The following is a 19,433-nucleotide window of genomic DNA, read 5'->3' as shown; positions in this document are numbered from 1 at the left end:
CGCGTGTTCCTGACGATCTCCACTACCGGCGACGAGAAGACCCCGGCCACCGACCTGGGCTTCCTGTTGCACAAGCACCCCGACAACGCACAGGCGTTCTCGACCTCCTACGGCACGGCGCACATCGTCTACCCCCGGGCGGACGCCGAGCGCTGCACGATGGCCATGCTGCTGGAGGTCGATACCTCGGCACTGGTCCGCAGGGGAAAGGGCAAGGGCCGCGGAGGCGCTCCCGACGCCGCGCTCGCGCAGTACGTGAACGACCGCCCGTACGCGGCCTCGTCCCTGCTCGCCGTGGCGCTGAGCCGGGTGTTCTCCAGTGCGATCCGGGGCGTGTGCAATGCCAGGCCCGAGCGCGTGCGGCAGCCGCTGCCGCTGCGGGTCGAGATACCCGCGCTGCCCGCCCGGGGCGGCCCGGACCTGGTGCGCGGGCTGTTCGAGCCGCTCGGCTGGACGGTCGCCGCCGAACCGGTCGCGCTGGACGGCGAGTTCCCGGAGTGGGGCGACTCACGCTATGTCGGCCTCGTCCTGGAGTCGGACCGGCTGACTCTGGCCGAGGCCCTGCGCCACCTGTACGTCCTGCTGCCCGTCCTCGACGACGCCAAGCACTACTGGGTCTCCGCCGACGAGGTCGACAAGTTGCTGCGAGCGGGTGAGGGCTGGCTGCCGACCCATCCGGAGCAGAAGCTGATCACCAGTCGCTATCTCGCGCGCCGCTGGTCGCTGACCCGGCAGGCGATGGAGCGGCTGGAACTGGTGCGGCTGGCCGAAGCGGACGACAGCGCGGTCGAGGACCTCGACAACGCGGTCGAGGACGTCGACAACGGGGTCCAGGAGGAGACCGGGACGGACGCGACCGGGAACGGCGAGAGCACGACCGGGGAGACCGCGACCGGGAGCGGCGGGACCGCTGCCGGGGAGGGTGCGGCCGAGGACCGGCCGGCGCCGCTCGCCGTGCAGCGCCGGGACGCCCTTGTCGCGGCGCTCAAGGAGTCGGGTGCAGTCCGCGTCCTGGACCTCGGCTGCGGCCAGGGCCAGCTCGTCCAGGCGCTGCTCAAGGACCCGCGGTTCACGGAGATCGTCGGCGTGGACGTGTCCGTGCGGGCGCTGACCATCGCGTCCCGGCGGCTGAAGCTGGACCGCATGGGGGAGCGCCAGGCCTCCCGGGTGAGGCTGTTCCAGGGGTCGCTCGCGTACACCGACAACCGGCTCAAGGGATACGACGCCGCCGTGCTCAGCGAGGTCGTCGAGCATGTCGACCTGCCGCGGCTGCCCGCCCTGGAGTACGCGGTGTTCGGCTCGGCCCGTCCGAGGACGGTCCTCGTGACCACGCCGAACGTCGAGTACAACGTCCGCTGGGAGACCCTCCCGGCCGGGCACACCCGGCACGGCGACCACCGCTTCGAGTGGACCCGTGAGGAGTTCCGCACCTGGGCCGGCCGGGTGGCCGAACACCACGGCTACACCGTGGAGTTCACTGCCGTGGGTCCCGACGATCCCGAGGTGGGGCCGCCGACCCAGATGGCCGTGTTCACGCTCACCGCCCACGACAGCACGAAGGAGGAGAAGGCCGCATGACCGAGAACAAGGGGCGCACCCTGCCCGTCACCGACCTCTCCCTCGTGGTCCTCGTCGGTGCCTCGGGCTCGGGCAAGTCCACCTTCGCCCGCAGGCACTTCAAGCCGACGGAGATCATCTCCTCGGACTTCTGCCGGGGCCTCGTCTCCGACGACGAGAACGACCAGAGCGCCACCCGGGACGCCTTCGACGTCCTGCACTACATCGCCGGCAAGCGCCTGGCGGCCGGCCGCCGTACCGTGGTCGACGCGACCAGCGTGCAGCAGGACTCCCGCCGCCAGCTGATCGACCTGGCCAAGCGGTACGACGTGCTGCCGATCGCGATCGTGCTCGACGTGCCGGAGGAGGTGTGCGCCGAGCGCAACGCGGCCCGCGCCGACCGGGCCGACATGCCGCGCCGGGTGATCCAGCGCCACACACGTGAACTGCGCCGCTCGCTCCGGCATCTGGAGCGGGAGGGCTTCCGCAAGGTGCACGTCCTGCGCGGTGTGGAGGAGGCCGAGAACGCGACGGTCGTCACCGAGAAGCGCTTCAACGACCTGACGCATCTCACCGGCCCCTTCGACATCATCGGTGACGTCCACGGCTGCTCGTCCGAACTGGAGGCGCTGCTGGGCAAGCTGGGCTATGTCGACGGCGCGCACCCGCAGGGCCGCACGGCCGTGTTCCTCGGCGACCTGGTGGACCGCGGCCCGGACAGCCCGGGCGTGCTGCGCCGGGTGATGTCCATGGTCGCGTCGGGGAACGCCCTGTGCGTGCCGGGCAACCACGAGAACAAGTACGGCCGGTTTCTGCGCGGCCGCAACGTCCGGCACACCCACGGACTCGCCGAGACCATCGAGCAGATGGAGGGCGAGAGCGAGGAGTTCACGCAGCAGGTACGGGAGTTCATCGACGGTCTGGTCAGCCACTACGTCCTCGACGGCGGCCGGCTCGTCGTCTGCCACGCGGGCCTGCCCGAGAGGTACCACGGCCGCACCTCGGGCCGGGTGCGCTCGCACGCGCTGTACGGTGACACGACGGGGGAGACCGACGAGTTCGGCCTGCCCGTGCGCTACCCGTGGGCGGAGGAGTACCGCGGCCGGGCGGCGGTGGTGTACGGCCACACGCCGGTCCCGCAGGCCACCTGGCTGAACAACACCATCTGCCTGGACACCGGTGCCGTCTTCGGGGGCAGTCTGACGGCGCTGCGCTGGCCGGAGCGGGAACTGGTCGACGTGCCGGCCGAGCAGGTCTGGTACGAGCCGGCCCGGCCGCTGGCCGCCGAGGCGCCCGGCGGTCACGAGGGCCGTCCGCTGGACCTGGCGGACGTGCACGGCCGCAGGGTGGTCGAGACGCGGCACGCCGGCCGGGTCTCGGTCCGCGAGGAGAACGCGGCGGCGGCGCTGGAGGTCATGAGCCGATTCGCGGTGGACCCGCGCCTGCTGCCGTACCTGCCGCCGACCATGGCGCCGACCGCGACCTCGCACGTCGAGGGCTACCTCGAGCACCCCGTCGAGGCCTTCGCGCAGTACCGGGAGGACGGGGTCGCCCGGGTCGTGTGCGAGGAGAAGCACATGGGCTCGCGGGCGGTGGTCCTGGTGTGCCGGGACGCGGAGACCGCGCTCAGGCGTTTCGGGGTCGTGGGCCCGACGGGCTCCCTGTACACCCGCACCGGCCGTCCGTTCTTCGGCGACGAGGCGGTGACCGAGGAGGTCCTCGGCCGGCTGCGGTCGGCGATCGACGATGCGGATCTGTGGCGGGAGCTCGAGACGGACTGGATGCTGCTGGACGCGGAGCTGATGCCGTGGTCGCTGAAGGCGTCCGGGCTGCTGCGCAGCCAGTACGCCGCGGTCGGCGCGGCGGCCGGGGCCGCGTTCCCGGGGGCGCTGTCCGCGCTCGAGGGCGCCGCGGCGCGAGGTGTCGACGTGACCGAGCTGCTGTCACGTCAGCGGGAACGGGCGGCGGACGCGGCGGCGTTCACGGAGGCCTACCGGCGGTACTGCTGGACGACGGACGGGCTGGCCGGGGTGCGGCTGGCGCCCTTCCAGATCCTGGCGGTGCAGGGCCGGAGCCTGGCCGACGTACCGCACGACCGCCAGCTCGCGCTGCTCGACCGGCTCGTCGAACACGACGGGAGCGGACTGCTGCAGACGACACGGCGCCTGTTCGTCGACCCGGGCGACCCCGAGTCGGTGCAGGCGGGTGTCGACTGGTGGCTGGAGATGACCGGGCGCGGCGGTGAGGGCATGGTCGTCAAGCCGGTGGACGCGGTGGTGCACAGCACCGCGGGCCGTCTGGTCCAGCCCGGCATCAAGTGCCGCGGCCGTGAGTACCTCAGGATCATCTACGGCCCGGAGTACACCCGACCCGAGAACCTCGCGCGTCTGCGGCAGCGGTTCCTGAACCACAAGCGGTCGCTGGCGATCCGCGAGTACGCGCTGGGCCTGGAGGCCCTCGACCGGCTCGCGGAGGGCGAACCGCTGTGGCGGGTGCACGAGGCGGTGTTCGGGGTGCTCGCCCTGGAGTCGGAGCCGGTGGATCCCCGGTTGTGACGGGGGCCGGCGTCAGCCCACCAGCCGCAACCGTTCCGCACACACCCCCACCCGGACCGACTGCCCCCAGGTCAGCTCCAGGGAGTCGGACTCCATCCCGTCGCCGAAGGCGATCAGGCGCTCCGACTCGACGGTGACATGGAGCCGGAGCGCCGCCTGCAGTTCCCCCGCCACCAGGGACGTCCCGGTGGCGGGGGAGGGCCAGGCCTCGCGCACGAACCAGAGCAGCCGGTCCTCGGTGGGCGCGGGGAGCGGCAGCCGGCCGCCGCGCTCCTGCCACACCGACCGCAGCCAGCCCGTCGCCCCGGTCCCCGTGCCCACCAGCACCCCCGACGAGGCCTGGGCCTCGACGGCACCCCCGTCGCCGTCGAGGCCCAGGCGGTAGCGGACGGTCTGGTGACCGGCCGCGCCGAGGTAGATCTCGTTGAGGGCCACCAGCCGCTGGGCGTCGTCCGTGACGGCCTCCACCATGGTCAGCTCCTCCACGCCCGCGCCGCCGGCCGCCACCGCCGGGATCAGCGTCGCGGCGTGCCGGGACGGATGGCGCACCAGCACTCCGGGATTGCGCCCGGGGTCGGTGTTGATGCCCACCACCGGCTGCCCCGTCAGGTACTTGGCGACATTGGCGACGAGCCCGTCCTGCCCGACCACGACCACGACGTCCTCCGGGGCGAACAGGAACCGGTCCAGATCGGCCCGCTCCACCCGGGTCTGACGCCAGGTCAGCGGAATCGCGGCGGTCACCTCCGCCAGCGCGTGCCGGGTGCGGTGGTGCCGTTCCGCGATCTCGTCGAGGCTCCGGCCCCGCGAGGAGAGGAAGAAGGCGGCCTGTCCGTGCGTGCCGTGACGGGCCACCAGCTCCTCGTACTCCGAGGTGCGATGGACGATCACCGCCCGCGGGGCGAGAGTCACGCCCGCTCCCCGTTCCCGAGCCGTGCGAGCAGTCCGGTCAGCACATCGGGCGAGACGGTCACGCTGTCGATGCGCGGCAGGTTCTCGGCAAGACGCGTCGCGGTGAGGGCGTGCAGCGTCGCGATGTCGGCGTCCGCGTGCACCCGCAGCCACGCCGCCTGCGCCTCGGCCCGTGCCTCACCGACCTCCCGTGCGGCGCATGCCTCCGCCTCGCCGAGCGCCACGGTCCGCCGGGCCTCGGCCTCGGCCAGCCGTACGGAACGGGTGGCCTCGGCGTCGGCGAGCCGGACCGCACGCGCGGCCTCGGCCTCGGCCAGCCGCACCGTCCGCGCGGCCTCCGCCTCGGCCCGCACCGCGTCCGCCGCCGCCTGCTCCTCCGCCTCACGCCGTGCGTTGGTGCCGCGCTGCTCGACCAGCTGCTCCTCGCGGCGGGCGAGTTCGATCTTGCTGGCCAGCTCGTTCTCGGCGATGGCGCGCTCCCGCTCCACGGCCACGGCCCGGCGTTCGTAGGTCGCCCGGTCCGCCTCCTGCTGGATCTGCTCGCGTGCCGGAGTGCGCAGTGCCCGCTCGACCTCGGGCTCCGGGCGCAGTGCCATGACCCGTACCGCGACCACTTCGATGCCGGTCGCCGGGAGCCGCGGCTCGGCCCCGAGACCGGCCGCCACCCGCTCGCGTACCGCCGCGACCCCGTCGGCCAGGGCCTCCGACAGCGGTGTACGGGCGAGGACGTCCAGCGCGTGCTGCTGGGCCGTCTCGGTCAGCAGGGTCGAGAGATGCTCCAGCGGCGCACCCCGCCAGACCCCCGTGTCCGGATCGATGGAGAAGTCCAGCCGGGCCGCCGCGATGCCCGGGTCGCTGATCCGGTACGTGACCGTCGCCTGCACGGAGACGTCCTGGAAGTCGGAGGTGCGGGCGTGGAACGTCATCGCGAGCTCGCGGTCGTCCACGGGGATCTCGGACAGCGCGGCGGTCAGCGAGCGGTACCAGAAGCTGAGCCCCGGTCCGTCGTGTACCAGGTGCCCGGCCCGGTGGTGCCGGATGTGCGCGGTCGGTGCACCGCGCAGATGACGCCAGCCGAAGCGCCGTGTGATGTCGGCCATGAGTCCTTGCCCCCTCGTACCGGGAGCGCGAGAGCCCCCGTCCCCTTTTTCGTCATGACGACGATAATGGGCCGCGCCATTATCGTCAAGACGACGAAAGGAAACGGTCCGGCTCGCCGTGAAGGACGGGTGAAGCGGCATGTGAATGGTCAGGATGGAGTCATGGGATTCCATGTCGACTCCGAGGCCGGGCGGCTGCGCCGCGTCATCCTGCACCGGCCCGATCTCGAGCTCAAAAGGCTCACCCCCAGCAACAAGGACGCGTTGCTCTTCGACGACGTGCTGTGGGTGCGTCGGGCGCGTGCCGAGCACGACGGGTTCGCCGACGTGCTGCGCGACCGCGGGGTCGTCGTCCATCTCTTCGGTGATCTGCTCACCGAGGTCCTCCAGGTCCCGGCGGCCAGGACCCTCGTGCTGGACCGGGTCTTCGACGAGAAGGAGTACGGACCGCTCGCCACCGACCACCTTCGTGCCGCCTTCGAGACACTGCCCTCCGCCGAACTCGCCGAGGCACTCGTGGGCGGCATGACCAAGCGGGAGTTCCTCGACGTCCACCCGGAGCCGACCTCCGTGCGGTTCCATGTGATGGAACTCGACGACTTCCTCCTGCGCCCCCTGCCCAACCACCTGTTCACCCGGGACACCTCCGCGTGGATATACGACGGCGTGTCGATCAACGCGATGCGCTGGCCCGCGCGGCAGCGCGAGACCGTGCACTTCGAGGCGATCTACCGGCACCATCCGCTGTTCCGCAACGAGACCTTCCACCTCTGGTCCGAGGGGCAGGCCGACTACCCGTCCACCATCGAGGGCGGTGACGTGCTGGTCATCGGCAGCGGTGCCGTGCTCATCGGCATGAGCGAGCGGACCACCCCGCAGGCCGTCGAGATGCTCGCGCACAAGCTCTTCGCCGCGGGCTCGGCGCAGACCATCGTCGCGCTCGACATGCCCAAGCGGCGGGCGCTCATGCACCTGGACACGGTGATGACGATGGTCGACGGCGACACCTTCACCCAGTACGCGGGGCTCGGCATGCTTCGCTCGTACACCATCGAGCCCGGCGCGGGCGACAGGGAGCTGAAGGTCACCGATCATCCGCCGGAGCACATGCACCGGGCCATCGCCGCGGCGCTGGGCCTGAGCGAGATCCGGGTGCTCACCCCCACGCAGGACGTCCACTCGGCCGAGCGGGAGCAGTGGGACGACGGATGCAACGTGCTGGCGGTCGAGCCCGGCGTGGTGGTGGCGTACGAGAGGAATGTGACGACCAACACCCATCTGCGGAAGCAGGGGATCGAAGTGATCGAGATTCCCGGGAGCGAGCTGGGGCGGGGAAGGGGCGGGCCCCGCTGCATGAGCTGTCCGGTCGAGAGGGACGCGGTGACTCGCTGAGCGGAGGCCGCGCCCGGAGGCCGGTCTCGTATAGAAATGTGAATCGTCGTATAGACTTCCATTCACCCCCCTGATCCTTCTGCCCCGACCACCCCTGGAGCGCCCCATGGCGACAGTCCCGAGCGCCCTCACCGGCCGCCACTTCCTCAAGGAGCTGGACTTCACCGCGCAGGAGTTCCGCACCCTGGTCGAGCTGGCGGCCGAGCTCAAGGCGGCCAAGAAGGCGGGGGCCGAGACGCGGCGGCTGGCGGGCAGGAACATCGCCCTGGTCTTCGAGAAGACCTCGACGCGCACCCGGTGCGCCTTCGAGGTCGCGGCCGCCGACCAGGGCGCGCACACCACGTATCTGGACCCGTCCGGCTCGCAGATCGGGCACAAGGAGTCCGTGAAGGACACCGCCCGGGTGCTCGGCCGGATGTTCGACGCCATTCAGTACCGCGGGCACCGCCAGGGCGTGGTCGAGGAACTGGCCGCGTACGCCGGGGTCCCGGTCTACAACGGCCTGACCGACGAGTGGCACCCGACCCAGATGCTCGCCGACGTGCTCACCATGACCGAGCACTGCGACAAGCCGCTGGACGGGATCGCCTTCGCCTACCTGGGCGACGCCCGCTACAACATGGGCAACTCCTACCTCGTCACCGGCGCCCTGCTCGGGATGGACGTCCGTATCGTCGCGCCCAGGCTGCTGTGGCCCGACGACACGATCGTGGAGGTGGCGCAGCGGCTCGCCGCCTCCTCCGGAGCCCGCATCACGCTCACCGACGACGTGAAGGAGGGCGTGCGGGGGGCCGACTTCGTCGCCACCGACGTCTGGGTGTCGATGGGTGAGCCGAAGGAGGTCTGGGACGAGCGCATAGCGCTGCTCGGTCCGTACGCCGTGACCATGGACGTGCTGCGCGCCACGGGCAACGAGAACGTGAAGTTCCTGCACTGCCTGCCGGCGTTCCACGACCTCGGCACCGATGTGGGCCGCGAGATCCACGAGCGCCACGGGCTCACCGAGCTCGAGGTCACCGACGAGGTCTTCGAGTCCGAGCACTCGGTGGTCTTCGACGAGGCGGAGAACCGGATGCACACGATCAAGGCCGTCCTGGTGGCCACCCTCGCCTGACCTGCGTGCCCGCTGCCACAGCGGGTGCCGGGGACCTTCTCGTACGATCCTCCTCGGCGGCCGGAACCACCCCTTCCGTGGCCGTCGCGCGACCTTCCCCGCACGCTCGGCATCCCGTTCGGCCTCGTTCGAGCGGTGGACCGCCGTGAGCGGGGGCACCCCCACCGTCGCATCCGCACCACCGAAAGAGCACCACCCGTATGCCCGGCAGCCCTGCCAACCCGTTCCGCCTCAAGTCCCCCGAGCTGCTCGTCGCCGAGTCCGGAGCCGACCTCTCCGGTCATGGCCTCAAACGCCACATGGGCCTGTTCCAGCTCGTCAGCGAGATCGTCGGCACCGGCATCTTCGTCGGCCTGTCCGACTCCGTCGCCCAGGCGGGCCCGGCCGTCGTCGTCTCGTTCGTGCTCGCCGCCCTCACCTGCGTCTTCACCGCGTTCGCGTTCGCCGAGCTGGGCGGTGCGATCCCGGTCTCCGGATCGTCGTACTCCTTCGCCTATGCGGGCCTCGGCGAGGGCACGGCCTTCCTCGTCGGCTGGTGCCTGCTGCTGGAGTACGGCGTGTCCGTCTCGGCCGTCGCGGTCGGCTGGAGCCAGTACGTCAACGAGCTGCTGCACAGTCTCGTCGGATGGCAGCTGCCCCCGGCGCTCTCCGCCGGTCCCGGCGACGGCGGCGTGGTCAATCTCCCCGCCGTGATCGTCATCGCCCTGGCCGCCGTACTGCTCGTGCGCGGTGTCCGTGAGAGCGCCCGGGCCACCGCCGCCATGGCCGTGCTCAAGCTCGCGATCCTGGTCGCCTTCTGCGCGGTCGGGTTCACCGCCTTCCGGCACGGCAACCTGACCCCGTTCGCCCCGGCCGGGCTCGGCGGCATCGGCGCCGGCACGACCGCCGCGTTCTTCTCGTACATCGGGTTCGACGCGATCACCACCGCGGGCGAGGAGGCCAAGAACCCCCGCCGGAACATCCCCGTGGCGATCCTCGTCTGCCTCGGCCTGGTGACACTGCTGTACTGCGCGGTCGCGCTCGCCGCGATCGGCGCCATCGGCGGCCCCGAGGTGGGCGGCCGGCCGGCGGCGCTGTCGTACGTCGTCAACCAGGTCACCGGCTCGACCCTCGGGGGCGGCGTCGTCGCCTTCGGCGCGGTCGTCGCCATCGCCTCGGTCGTGCTCGCCGTGATGTACGGGCAGACCCGCATCCTGCTGTCGATGTCCCGCGACGGGCTCGTCCCGCGTGTTTTCGAGCGCGTCTCGCCGAAGACCTCGACGCCGGTTTCCGGCACCCTCGTCGTGGCGGTGGTCTTCGCGGTCCCGGCGGCCTTCTCCTCGCTGGACGCGGTCGTCAACCTGTGCACCATCGGCACCCTCGCCACGATGGCCGTCGTCAATGTCGTGGTGATCGCCCTGCGCCGCCGCGAACCGGGCCTCGCCCGCAGCTTCCGCGTACCGCTCTACCCCGTGGTACCGCTGCTCGGGGTCGGCTTCTGCGGCTATCTGATGTACGAGACGGGCTGGACGACGTGGGTGCAGTTCGCGGCGTTCCTGGCGGCCGGGTGCCTGGTGTACGCGCTCTACGGGCGCCGGCACTCCAGGCTGGCGACCGGAGCCGTCACGCCGGACGCCACTGCCGTGGAACGACAGGCAGTCTGAACCACACCGCCTTGCCGGACTCGGTGGGGCGGTGACCGCAGGACGAGCTGAGGCTGCGGATCAGCAGCAGTCCGCGCCCGTGCTCCTGCCAGGGGTCGCAGGGCTCGACGGCCGGACGGGTCAGATCGCCGGGCGGGGCCGGGTCCGGGTCGTGCACCTCGACCTTGCAGCCGTTCGGCAGCAGCTCGACGACCAGCTCGATCGGCCCGTCGCCCGCGGCATGCTCCAGGGCGTTCGCCACCAGCTCCGCGGTGAGCAGTTCCGCGGTGTCGCTGTCCGCCGTGGCGGGCAGCTCCGCCAGGGCCGTGCGCACCAGGGCACGGGCGACGGGCACGGCTGCGGCGGTGTGCGGCAGCGCGACACGCCAGGAGGCGGGAGCGGGAGGTTCGTACACGGCGGGTCCGTTCATGGCGCAGGTCGTCCTGCTTTCAATCAAGAGGCATGGTACGGCGCGCCCCATACGGGGCGGTCGGCGGGTTTCGCCCGAAGACTGCGTCGGCCTCGGCATGGTGCTGCGTACCCAGGGCGAGGGCGCCGTACGGCAGGTGCGGGCCCGTCGTTACCGCTCTGTCGAGGACGTGTGACGAGAGGCGGGCGGCTGTCACACCCCGCGCGGTGTTCGCCCCACCGTCGCCGTGCCGTCCGGGGCGTCGGGCGAGGACGGTTGTATCGCGTGCTCGTGACGACAGTCACGAACAAGTGATAACTTCGTCACAGGCCATCAGTGCAGTCAGCCGCCCCGCCCGAGGAGGCCGCACGCCATGAGTCCGTTCACCGGTTCCGCCGCCCGCACCTCCGACTGGCGCCACCTCCGTTGCGCCCACGCCGACGGGGTGGTCACCGTCACCCTCGCCCGGCCCGACAAACTCAACGCGCTCACCTTCGGCGCCTACGCCGACCTGCGCGACCTGCTCGCCGAGCTGTCCCGGGAGAGAGCCGTGCGGGCCCTGGTACTGGCGGGCGAGGGCCGCGGCTTCTGCTCGGGCGGCGATGTCGACGAGATCATCGGCGCCACCCTGTCCATGGACACCGCCCAGCTCCTCGACTTCAACCGCATGACGGGGCAGGTCGTTCGGGCCGTCCGGGAATGCCCCTTCCCGGTGATCGCGGCGGTGCACGGGGTGGCCGCGGGCGCCGGGGCGGTCCTCGCGCTGGCCGCGGACTTCCGGGTGGCGGACCCGTCCGCCCGCTTCGCGTTCCTCTTCACCCGCGTCGGGCTGTCCGGCGGTGACATGGGCGCCGCCTATCTGCTGCCGAGGGTCGTCGGGCTCGGCCATGCGACCCGCCTGCTGATGCTGGGCGAGTCGGTGCGGGCCCCCGAGGCGGAGCGGATCGGGCTGATCAGCGAGCTGACCGACGAGGGTCGCGCCGACGAGGCCGCCCAGGCACTGGCCCGCAGACTCGCCGACGGCCCGGCGCTCGCCCACGCCCAGACCAAGGCGCTGCTGACGGCCGAGCTGGACATGCCGCTCGCCGCGTCCGTCGAACTGGACGCCTCGACGCAGGCGCTGCTGATGAACGGCGAGGACTACGCCGAGTTCCACGCGGCCTTCACGGAGAAGCGGCCGCCGAAATGGCGGGGGAGGTAGCCATGACGGCGGGACACGCGGCGGGACCGACGGCGGATCCCGGCTCGGTGAGCAGGTCCGGCGCCACGAGGCGAGCGGCGACGGGCGGCCCGGCGGCCTCGGCCGGCCGGCAGGCGCTGCGCGTCGCCGTCATCGGCGGAGGTCCCGGCGGGTTGTACGCGGCCGCCCTCCTCAAGCGTCTGGACCCGGCCCGGGAGGTCACCGTCTGGGAGCGCAACGCCCCCGACGACACCTTCGGCTTCGGTGTCGTCCTGTCCGACGAGACCCTCGGCGGCATCGAGCACGCCGACCCCGTCGTCTACGCGGCACTGAAGGACGAGTTCGTACGCTGGGACGACATCGACATCGTCCACCGCGGCGTCCGCCACACCTCCGGAGGCCATGGGTTCGCCGCCCTCGGCAGGCGTCGGCTGCTGCAGATCCTGCACGAGCGGTGCCGCTCCCTCGGCGTCACTCTGCGTTTCGGTACCGAGGCCCCGCATCCCGGCCGGCTCTCGGAGTCGTACGACCTGGTGATCGCCGCCGACGGGGTGCGCAGCGGTACACGCGAGGCGTACACCGAGGTGTTCCGGCCCTCCGTCGAGGAGCACCGCTGCCGCTACATCTGGCTCGCGGCGGACTTCGCCTTCGACGCCTTCCGCTTCGAGATCGCCGAGACCGAGCACGGCGTGATGCAGTTGCACGGCTATCCCTTCTCGGCCGACGCCTCCACGGTGATCGTGGAGATGCGCGAGGAGGTCTGGCGGGCGGCGGGGTTCGGGGAGCTGGACACGGCCGAGACCATCGAGCGCTGCGCCAAGATCTTCGCGGATGCGCTCCAGGGCATGCCCCTGCGCTCCAACCGCTCCACGTGGACCACCTTCCGCACGGTCGTCAACGAGCGCTGGTCGCACGGCAACCTCGTCCTCATCGGTGACGCCGCGCACACCGCCCACTTCTCGATCGGCTCCGGCACGAAGCTGGCCGTCGAGGACGCACTCGCCCTGGTCGCCTGCCTGGAGGAGCGCACCTCGCTGCGGGAGGCCCTGGTCGCCTACGAGCAGGAGCGGCGCCCCGTCGTCGCCTCCACCCAGCGCGCGGCACGGGCCAGCCTGGAGTGGTTCGAGAACCTCGGGCTCTATCTCGGCCAGCCCGGGCGGCAGTTCGCCTTCAACCTGCTCACCCGCAGCCGCCGGGTCACCCACGACAATCTCCGGCTGCGCGACGCGGACTTCACCGAGGCGGTGGAGCGGGACTTCGGCTGCCCGCCGGGCACGCCCCCGATGTTCACCCCCTTGCGGCTGCGCGGGCTGACCCTGCGCAACCGGGTCGTGGTCTCTCCGATGGACATGTACTCGGCCGAGGACGGTGTGCCGGGCGACTTCCATCTGGTCCATCTGGGCGCACGGGCTCTGGGCGGAGCCGGCCTGGTCATGACCGAGATGGTGTGCGTGAGCGCCGAGGGGCGGATCACTCCCGGCTGCGCCGGGCTCTACACCGGGCGCCAGGGCGAGGCGTGGCGGCGGATCACCGACTTCGTGCACGACCAGGCACCGGGGACCGCGATCGGTGTGCAGCTCGGCCACAGCGGCCGCAAGGGTTCCACCAAGCTGATGTGGGAGGGCATGGACGAGCCCCTGGAGGCGGGCAACTGGCCGCTCGTGGCCGCCTCCCCGATCCGCTACAAGCCCGGGAGCCAGACGCCCCGCGAGTTGTCCCGTGCCCAGCTGACCGACATCCGCGAGCAGTTCGTTGCCGCCGCCTGGCGGGCCGCCCGCAGCTCGTTCGACCTGCTGGAACTCCACTGCGCCCACGGCTACCTGCTGTCCGGCTTCCTGTCTCCGCTCACCAACCACCGGACCGACGCCTACGGAGGCACGCTGGCCGAGCGGCTCCGCTTCCCGCTGGAGGTGTTCGACGCCGTGCGGTCGGTCTGGCCGGAGGAGCGGCCGATGACCGTGAGGATCTCCGCCACGGACTGGGCCGAGGGCGGCACCACGGCCGAGGAGTCCGTCGAGATCGCTCGTGCCTTCGCCGCGCACGGCGCCGACGCGATCGACGTGTCGACCGGGCAGGTGGTGGACGAGGAACGGCCGGCGTTCGGGCGTTCGTACCAGACGCCGTACGCCGACCGGATCCGCCAGGAGATCGGCATCCCCGTGATCGCGGTGGGCGCGATCTCGTCCTGGGACGACGTCAACTCGCTGATCCTGGCCGGACGCGCGGATCTGTGCGCCCTGGCCCGGCCGCATCTGTACGACCCGCACTGGACGCTGCACGCGGCGGCCGAGCAGGAGTACAGCGGGCCGGGCGTGACCTGGCCGGCGCCCTACAGGGCGGGCGGCCGCCGCCCCCAGACGGGACGCACGGACGCACCCAGGCCACGGCTCACGCTGGGCGGTTGACCACCGCCGTGGCCGTCGGGCAGCGAGCGCGAGCGACCGTGTGGATCCTGCCGGGTGAACGCGGTCACACCCCCGCGAAGACCGCTCCGGCGTCCCGGAGCCGCTCGTGCAGCGCCCGGAAGACCGCGGCCGAGCGCGCGCCCGGCCAGTCGGCCGGCAGCAGCTCGGCGGGCAGCCCCGGGTCGGCGTAGGGCAGATGGCGCCAGGAGTCCAGGGCGAGCAGATAGTCGCGGTAGGCCTCCTGGTGCGGGGTGTCCGCACGGGCCTCCCAGCCGTGCAGCACGGGCGCGTGGTGGTCGAGGAACGTCTCGTGCTGCTTGGCGATCGAGGCAAGGTCCCACCAGCGCGCCACCGACTCCGCGGTCGCGGCGAAGCCCAGGTGCTCGCCGCGGAAGAAATCCACGTAGGGGTCGAGGCGGAGCCGTTCCAGTGTGTGCCGGGTCTCCTCGTACAGGCGTGCCGGGGCGATCCACACTCCGGGAGCGGCAGTGCCGAAGCCGAGGCCGGCGAGGCGCGAGCGCAGCAGATGCCGCTTCTGCCGCTCCGACTCGGGCACCGAGAACACCGCGAGCACCCAGCCCTCGTCCTTGGGCGGGGTCGTCGCGTACACCCGCCGGTCGCCGTCGTCGAGCAGCTGCCGAGCCTCCGGGGACAGGGCGTACCCGGCCGCGCCCGCCGGCGTACGGGCCGGCAGGAGCAGACCGCGGCGCTTGAGCCGAGAGACCGACGAGCGTACGGAAGGGGCGTCCACGTCGACCGCGGCGAGCAGCCTGATCAGTTCCGCCACCGGCACCGGGCCGGGGCAGAAGCGGCCGTAGGCGCCGTAGAACGTGACGATGAGGGACCGGGGAGCGTGCTGATCGGACACGTTGATCACTCTAGGGCGTTCGCGTCACTCATGATCACCTTCCGGGGGCGGGGAGACGGCACCGGCGGCGACGTCCGCGCCCGCGGCGAGGTGTGTGCGCAGCCGGAAGCGCTGGAGCTTGCCCGTCGCGGTACGCGGCAGCGCGTCCAGGAAGACGAACTCGCGGGGGCACTTGTACGGCGCCAGTTCGGACTTGAGGAACGTGCGGAGCTCCTCAGGGTCGCGGGGCGCCCCCGCCCTGAGCACCGTGTACGCGACCACGACCTGCCCGCGGTCCTCGTCGGGCCGGCCCACCACCGCCGTCTCGACCACGTCGGGATGGCGCAGCAGGGCGTCTTCGACCTCGGGCCCGGCGATGTTGTACCCGGCCGAAATGATCATGTCGTCGGCCCGGGCCACATAGCGGAAGTAGCCGTCGGGGTCGCGGACGTAGGTGTCGCCGGTGATGTTCCAGCCGTCCCGCACGTAGCTCCGCTGCCGCGGATCGGCGAGATAGCGGCAGCCCACGGGGCCGCGGACGGCGAGCAGTCCCGGCTTGCCGTCGGGCACGGGAACGCCGCTCGCGTCCTGTATCCGCGCCTGCCAGCCCGGTACCGGCACTCCGGTGGTTCCCGGGCGGATCCGGTCGTCCGCGGCGGAGATGAAGATGTGCAGCAGTTCGGTGGCGCCGATGCCGTTGATGACACGCAGTCCGGTGCGCTCGAACCAGGCGCGCCAGGTGGCCGCGGGCAGGTTCTCGCCCGCCGACACGCACCGCCGCAGTGAGGTGACGTCGTACCCGTCCAGCTCGTCGAGCATCGCGCGGTAGGCGGTCGGCGCGGTGAACAGCACGGACACGCGGTGTTCGGCGATCGCGGGCAGCAACTGCCTGGGACCCGCCTGCTCGAGCAGCAGGGCGCTCGCCCCGGCCCGCAGCGGGAAGACGACGAGCCCGCCGAGCCCGAAGGTGAAGCCGAGCGGGGGGCTGCCCGCGAAGACGTCGTCGGGGTGCGGCCGCAGGATGTGCCGCGAGAAGGTGTCCGCGACGGCGAGCACATCGCGGTGGAAGTGCATGCAGCCCTTCGGGCGGCCCGTGGTGCCCGAGGTGAAGGCGATCAGCGCCACGTCGTCGGCCGCCGTGTCCACGGGTGTGAACGGCTCCTCGGAGGCGGGAAGGCGCAGCAGGTCGTCGGGGGAGCCGCCCCCGTAGGCCGTGATGTCCAGCCCGGGGACGCCGGCGTTCACCAGGTCGTCGAGCGAGCGCGCGTCGCACAGGGCGTGCCCGACCCGGGCGATCTCGCACATCGTGCGCAGCTCGTGCGGACGCTGCTGGGCGAGCACGGTGACGGCGACCGCACCCGCCTCGAGCACCGCCAGCCAGCAGGCGGCCAGCCACGGGGAGGTGGGCCCACGCAGCAGGACGCGGTTGCCGGGGACGACCCCGAGCCGGGAGGTGAGCACGTGCGCGATCCGGTCCACGCGGGTGCGGAGCTCGCCGTACGTCCACACCTCGCCGTCCGCCGTGTGGAAGGCGGGGCGACCGGGGGCGGGGCCGGCGAGCAGTTCCGCGGCGGCGTTGAGTCGTTCGGGGTAGTGCAGCTCCGGCAGGTCGAAGCGGAGTTCGGGCCACTCTTCCCGCGGCGGCAGGTGGTCGCGGGCGAAGGTGTCGCGGTGGGCGGTGCGGGTGGGGCTCGTGCGGGTCAAGGCGCCCTCCCGGTCGGTACCGGTCCCGGTGGCCGTGGCGCTCGTGGCGTCCCTGTGGTCCAAGGCGGTTCGCCCCCTTGTCGTGGTGGGCTCGCGCATCGAGCGTATCGTGTTGGTGACGACAGTCAACGGTCCGCGATACGGTCGGGACGGGCGGCCCGCCCGACCCGGTACGCCGTCAGGGAGAGGGGACCGGCAATGACCGCATTCTCACTCGATCCGGCACAGACCGCCTGGCGCGCGGAACTGCGCGGCTGGGCGGAGCGGCGGCTTCGCCCACTGGCGGAGAAGGGCGAGCCCGGTCACGTCAACCGTGCGCTCGTCGTCGAACTCGGCCGACTCGGGCTGCTGGACCGCCTGTTCAGCTCCGGAGCGCTCGACCTGTGCCTGATGCGGGAGTCCCTCGCATACGCCTGCACGGAGGCCGAGACGGCGCTCGCCCTGCAGGGACTCGGCGCCCATCCGGTGCACGCCTACGGCACAGGGGCCCAGCGCGACCGCTGGCTTCCCGGCGTCCGGTCCGGCACCACCGTCGCCGCCTTCGCCCTGACCGAGCCCGACGCCGGCTCGGACGCGGCCGCCCTGTCCCTGACCGCCGAGCCCGACCCCGCGGACGGCTGGCGGCTCACCGGCGAGAAGTGCTGGATCTCCAACGCCCCAGAGGCCGACTTCTACACCGTCTTCGCGCGCACCACGCCCGGCTCCGGCGCCCGTGGAGTGACGGCCTTCCTCGTACCCGCGGACCGTCCCGGACTGACCGGCAGCCCGCTCGACATGCTCTCGCCGCACCCCATCGGCACTCTCGGCTTCGACTCCGTGCCCGTCACCGCGGACGACGTCATCGGCGAACCCGACCGCGGTTTCCGGGTCGCCATGGGCACCCTCAACCTGTTCCGGCCCAGTGTCGGCGCCTTCGCGGTCGGCATGGCCCAGGCGGCCCTGGACGCCACGCTCGCCCACACGGCCGGGCGGGACGCCTTCGGCGGCAAGTTGAAGGACCTCCAGGCCGTCTCCCATCAGGTCGCCGAGATGGCCCTGCGCACCGAGGCGGCCCGGCTCATGGTCTACGCGGCGGCGGCGGCGTACGACGAGGGCGCTCCCGACGTCCCGCGCCGGGCCGCCATGGCCAAACTGCTCGCCACCGAGACCGCGCAGTACGTCGTCGACGCGGCCGTCCAGTTGCACGGGGCGCGCGCCCTGCGCCGCGGCCACCTTCTCGAACACCTCTACCGGGAGGTGCGCGCTCCGAGGATCTACGAAGGCGCGAGCGAGGTGCAGCGCGGCATCATCGCCAAGGAGTTGTACACCACCGTGGAGGCCCCGTGACCACCGAGCACAGCGTCCCGCCCGATCTGTCGCGGCTCAATCCGCCCGAGCTGTCCCCGCCCTCTGGCTTCTCCCACGCCGTCGTCGCCACCGGCTCCCGGGTGGTGTTCCTGGCGGGCCAGACCGCCCTCGACACGGACGGGAAGGTGGCCGGCGCCTCGCTTCCCGAGCAGTTCGAGCGGGCGCTCGCGAATCTGCTCACCGCGCTGCGGGCCGCCGGTGGCACACCCGCCGACCTGGCCCGCGTCACCGTCTACGCCACCGACGTGGCGGACTACCGGGCCCGCGTCCGTGAGCTGGGCGGCATCTGGCGCAGGCTGGCGGGCCGCGACTACCCGGCGATGGCCGTCGTGGGGACCACCCGTCTGTGGGACGAGGAGGCCCTGGTGGAGCTGGACGGCTTCGCCGTCCTCCCCTAGCCGCGGCGACCGTGGGAAGTGATCGCCGCGAGGAGCGGGACCGCGTCAGGCCGCCATGGCCAGCGGTCCCATCGGCACGCGGCGCGGGGCGACCACGCTGCCGTCCGGGAGCAGTTCCCCGCTGTCGTCGAAGACGATCACGCCGTTGCACAGCAGGGTCCAGCCCTGCTCCGGACGGGCGGCGACGACGTGTGGTGCGATGGTGTCGGACGCCGGGCACGAAGGCTGGTGGGAACACATGGCGCACCTCCGGGTGAGGTTCGGGCGGCCGGTTGTCGCCCCCTCGTCCTAGACCATGCCCCGCCTGTGAAGCCACCGGAAGCATCGGCCGACAAGCGTGACACCATGCGGACAACTCTCGGACACATCGCGGACGGTCGGGGCGGACTCGCCACGAAGGGGTGAAGATCACGCACCCCGACAGGGCCTCCCGGTACCTGTGGAACCCCCCGTTCCAGGAGGTGTTCCATGTCCGTGCGCCAGGTCGTCGGTGTGGTCTTCGGTGCTGCCCTGCTCCTGTCCGCCGCCCCCGCCGCCGGTGCCCAGGCCGGTCGGCACGAGGAGTTGACGATCCACCGTATCGGCCGCCTCACGGCCGACGGCACGCTCACCCTGTCCGGCACCTACCGCTGTCACGGTGGCGGTGGCCCGGTCTTCGTCTCCTCCTCCGTCTCCCAGGGCGACTCCCGCGTCAGCCACGGAGTCGGAGGCACCCTCGCGGTGTGCGACGGGTCCGAGCACCGCTGGACCAACTCCGAGACCCGCCGGGGTGCCTACCACCCGGGCCGGGCGCTCGCGGGGGCCACCCTGATGGAGCTGGGCGCGACCGGCCTCCCGCTGCCCACGTTCCACGTGGTGCGGCAGCGGGAGGTCAGGCTGGTCGAGGACTAG

At 72.2% G+C, this 19,433-nt stretch carries 16 protein-coding genes; 10 read left to right on the top strand and 6 right to left on the bottom strand.

Annotation, left to right across the window (positions count from 1 at the left end; genetic code table 11):
* The first annotated feature begins 3 nt into the window (after window positions 1-3).
* On the top strand, window positions 4-1,578 hold the full coding sequence (locus tag ACSHXN_RS11595) for a 3' terminal RNA ribose 2'-O-methyltransferase Hen1 (protein WP_438303038.1): 1,575 nt from the start codon (window positions 4-6) through the stop codon (window positions 1,576-1,578).
* Window positions 1,575-4,112, top strand: coding sequence for a polynucleotide kinase-phosphatase (locus ACSHXN_RS11590; RefSeq protein WP_438303037.1), 2,538 nt, complete (start codon window positions 1,575-1,577; stop codon window positions 4,110-4,112). Before ACSHXN_RS11595 ends, ACSHXN_RS11590 begins: the two co-directional genes overlap by 4 nt.
* 12 nt (window positions 4,113-4,124) lie before the next feature.
* On the opposite strand, the gene ACSHXN_RS11585 is transcribed toward ACSHXN_RS11590, so the two are convergent.
* Both ACSHXN_RS11585 and ACSHXN_RS11580 read right to left on the bottom strand, forming a co-directional pair.
* Window positions 4,125-5,024, bottom strand: coding sequence for a hypothetical protein (locus ACSHXN_RS11585; RefSeq protein WP_438303036.1), 900 nt, complete (start codon window positions 5,022-5,024; stop codon window positions 4,125-4,127).
* On the bottom strand, window positions 5,021-6,124 hold the full coding sequence (locus tag ACSHXN_RS11580; RefSeq protein ID WP_438303035.1) for an SPFH domain-containing protein: 1,104 nt from the start codon (window positions 6,122-6,124) through the stop codon (window positions 5,021-5,023). The genes ACSHXN_RS11585 and ACSHXN_RS11580 overlap by 4 nt, the downstream gene beginning before the upstream one ends.
* Window positions 6,125-6,286: 162 nt before the next feature.
* Here ACSHXN_RS11580 and ACSHXN_RS11575 point away from each other — a divergent pair, with 162 nt between their 5' ends.
* The 3 genes from ACSHXN_RS11575 (at window position 6,287) to ACSHXN_RS11565 (ending at window position 10,273) form a co-directional block, all read left to right on the top strand.
* Window positions 6,287-7,516: an arginine deiminase gene (locus tag ACSHXN_RS11575; RefSeq protein ID WP_355129444.1), complete on the top strand. Its 1,230-nt coding sequence runs from the start codon at window positions 6,287-6,289 to the stop codon at window positions 7,514-7,516.
* 106 nt (window positions 7,517-7,622) lie between these two features.
* Window positions 7,623-8,630: an ornithine carbamoyltransferase gene (gene argF / locus ACSHXN_RS11570; RefSeq protein ID WP_355129442.1), complete on the top strand. Its 1,008-nt coding sequence runs from the start codon at window positions 7,623-7,625 to the stop codon at window positions 8,628-8,630.
* 200 nt (window positions 8,631-8,830) lie between these two features.
* Entirely contained in the window at window positions 8,831-10,273 is a 1,443-nt protein-coding gene (locus ACSHXN_RS11565) for an amino acid permease (RefSeq protein WP_438303034.1), read from the top strand.
* Here ACSHXN_RS11565 and ACSHXN_RS11560 read toward each other — a convergent pair.
* On the bottom strand, window positions 10,233-10,682 hold the full coding sequence (locus ACSHXN_RS11560; protein WP_345545839.1) for an ATP-binding protein: 450 nt from the start codon (window positions 10,680-10,682) through the stop codon (window positions 10,233-10,235). The two genes, ACSHXN_RS11565 and ACSHXN_RS11560, sit on opposite strands and share 41 nt — an antisense overlap.
* A gap of 352 nt (window positions 10,683-11,034) precedes the next feature.
* On the opposite strand from ACSHXN_RS11560, the gene ACSHXN_RS11555 reads away from it, so the two are divergent.
* Together ACSHXN_RS11555 and ACSHXN_RS11550 are read left to right on the top strand one after the other, a co-directional pair.
* Window positions 11,035-11,862: an enoyl-CoA hydratase family protein gene (locus ACSHXN_RS11555; protein ID WP_355129438.1), complete on the top strand. Its 828-nt coding sequence runs from the start codon at window positions 11,035-11,037 to the stop codon at window positions 11,860-11,862.
* A gap of 2 nt (window positions 11,863-11,864) precedes the next feature.
* Window positions 11,865-14,246, top strand: a complete 2,382-nt coding sequence (locus tag ACSHXN_RS11550) for a bifunctional salicylyl-CoA 5-hydroxylase/oxidoreductase (protein ID WP_438303033.1) — start codon at window positions 11,865-11,867, stop codon at window positions 14,244-14,246.
* Between the two features lie 64 nt (window positions 14,247-14,310).
* Here ACSHXN_RS11550 and ACSHXN_RS11545 read toward each other — a convergent pair whose 3' ends face one another.
* Window positions 14,311-15,123 (bottom strand): PaaX family transcriptional regulator, encoded by an 813-nt coding sequence (locus ACSHXN_RS11545; RefSeq protein ID WP_355129434.1) that lies wholly within the window; start codon window positions 15,121-15,123, stop codon window positions 14,311-14,313.
* 15 nt (window positions 15,124-15,138) lie between these two features.
* Window positions 15,139-16,797 carry an AMP-binding protein gene (locus tag ACSHXN_RS11540; RefSeq protein ID WP_438306449.1) on the bottom strand — a complete coding sequence of 553 codons (1,659 nt, stop codon included), beginning with the start codon at window positions 16,795-16,797 and terminating at the stop codon, window positions 15,139-15,141.
* 198 nt (window positions 16,798-16,995) lie between these two features.
* On the opposite strand from ACSHXN_RS11540, the gene ACSHXN_RS11535 reads away from it, so the two are divergent.
* Both ACSHXN_RS11535 and ACSHXN_RS11530 read left to right on the top strand, forming a co-directional pair.
* Window positions 16,996-18,123 carry an acyl-CoA dehydrogenase family protein gene (locus ACSHXN_RS11535; protein ID WP_356113610.1) on the top strand — a complete coding sequence of 376 codons (1,128 nt, stop codon included), beginning with the start codon at window positions 16,996-16,998 and terminating at the stop codon, window positions 18,121-18,123.
* Window positions 18,120-18,542: a RidA family protein gene (locus tag ACSHXN_RS11530; RefSeq protein ID WP_356292128.1), complete on the top strand. Its 423-nt coding sequence runs from the start codon at window positions 18,120-18,122 to the stop codon at window positions 18,540-18,542. The genes ACSHXN_RS11535 and ACSHXN_RS11530 overlap by 4 nt, the downstream gene beginning before the upstream one ends.
* Window positions 18,543-18,587: 45 nt before the next feature.
* On the opposite strand, the gene ACSHXN_RS11525 is transcribed toward ACSHXN_RS11530, so the two are convergent.
* On the bottom strand, window positions 18,588-18,782 hold the full coding sequence (locus ACSHXN_RS11525; protein WP_220291928.1) for a DUF5999 family protein: 195 nt from the start codon (window positions 18,780-18,782) through the stop codon (window positions 18,588-18,590).
* 228 nt (window positions 18,783-19,010) lie between these two features.
* Between ACSHXN_RS11525 and ACSHXN_RS11520 the strand changes: the two genes are divergently transcribed.
* On the top strand, window positions 19,011-19,433 hold the full coding sequence (locus ACSHXN_RS11520; RefSeq protein ID WP_356110441.1) for a DUF6299 family protein: 423 nt from the start codon (window positions 19,011-19,013) through the stop codon (window positions 19,431-19,433).

The organism is Streptomyces sp. HUAS TT11, from assembly GCF_051553595.1.
GTDB lineage: Bacteria > Actinomycetota > Actinomycetes > Streptomycetales > Streptomycetaceae > Streptomyces.
The sequence above is the reverse complement of the archived record's forward strand: the minus strand, read 5'-3'. Positions and strand labels throughout refer to the sequence as shown.

Bases quoted from the DNA above. Each gene is read 5' to 3' on its own strand.
- ACSHXN_RS11590 (WP_438303037.1), top strand. From the start codon at position 1,575: ATGACCGAGAACAAGGGGCGCACCCTGCCCGTCACCGACCTCTCCCTC.
- ACSHXN_RS11580 (WP_438303035.1), bottom strand. From the start codon at position 6,124: ATGGCCGACATCACACGGCGCTTCGGCTGGCGTCATCTGCGCGGTGCA.
- ACSHXN_RS11575 (WP_355129444.1), top strand. From the start codon at position 6,287: ATGGGATTCCATGTCGACTCCGAGGCCGGGCGGCTGCGCCGCGTCATC.
- argF (WP_355129442.1), top strand. From the start codon at position 7,623: ATGGCGACAGTCCCGAGCGCCCTCACCGGCCGCCACTTCCTCAAGGAG.
- ACSHXN_RS11565 (WP_438303034.1), top strand. From the start codon at position 8,831: ATGCCCGGCAGCCCTGCCAACCCGTTCCGCCTCAAGTCCCCCGAGCTG.
- ACSHXN_RS11560 (WP_345545839.1), bottom strand. From the start codon at position 10,682: ATGAACGGACCCGCCGTGTACGAACCTCCCGCTCCCGCCTCCTGGCGT.
- ACSHXN_RS11555 (WP_355129438.1), top strand. From the start codon at position 11,035: ATGAGTCCGTTCACCGGTTCCGCCGCCCGCACCTCCGACTGGCGCCAC.
- ACSHXN_RS11550 (WP_438303033.1), top strand. From the start codon at position 11,865: ATGACGGCGGGACACGCGGCGGGACCGACGGCGGATCCCGGCTCGGTG.
- ACSHXN_RS11535 (WP_356113610.1), top strand. From the start codon at position 16,996: ATGACCGCATTCTCACTCGATCCGGCACAGACCGCCTGGCGCGCGGAA.
- ACSHXN_RS11525 (WP_220291928.1), bottom strand. From the start codon at position 18,782: ATGTGTTCCCACCAGCCTTCGTGCCCGGCGTCCGACACCATCGCACCA.
- ACSHXN_RS11520 (WP_356110441.1), top strand. From the start codon at position 19,011: ATGTCCGTGCGCCAGGTCGTCGGTGTGGTCTTCGGTGCTGCCCTGCTC.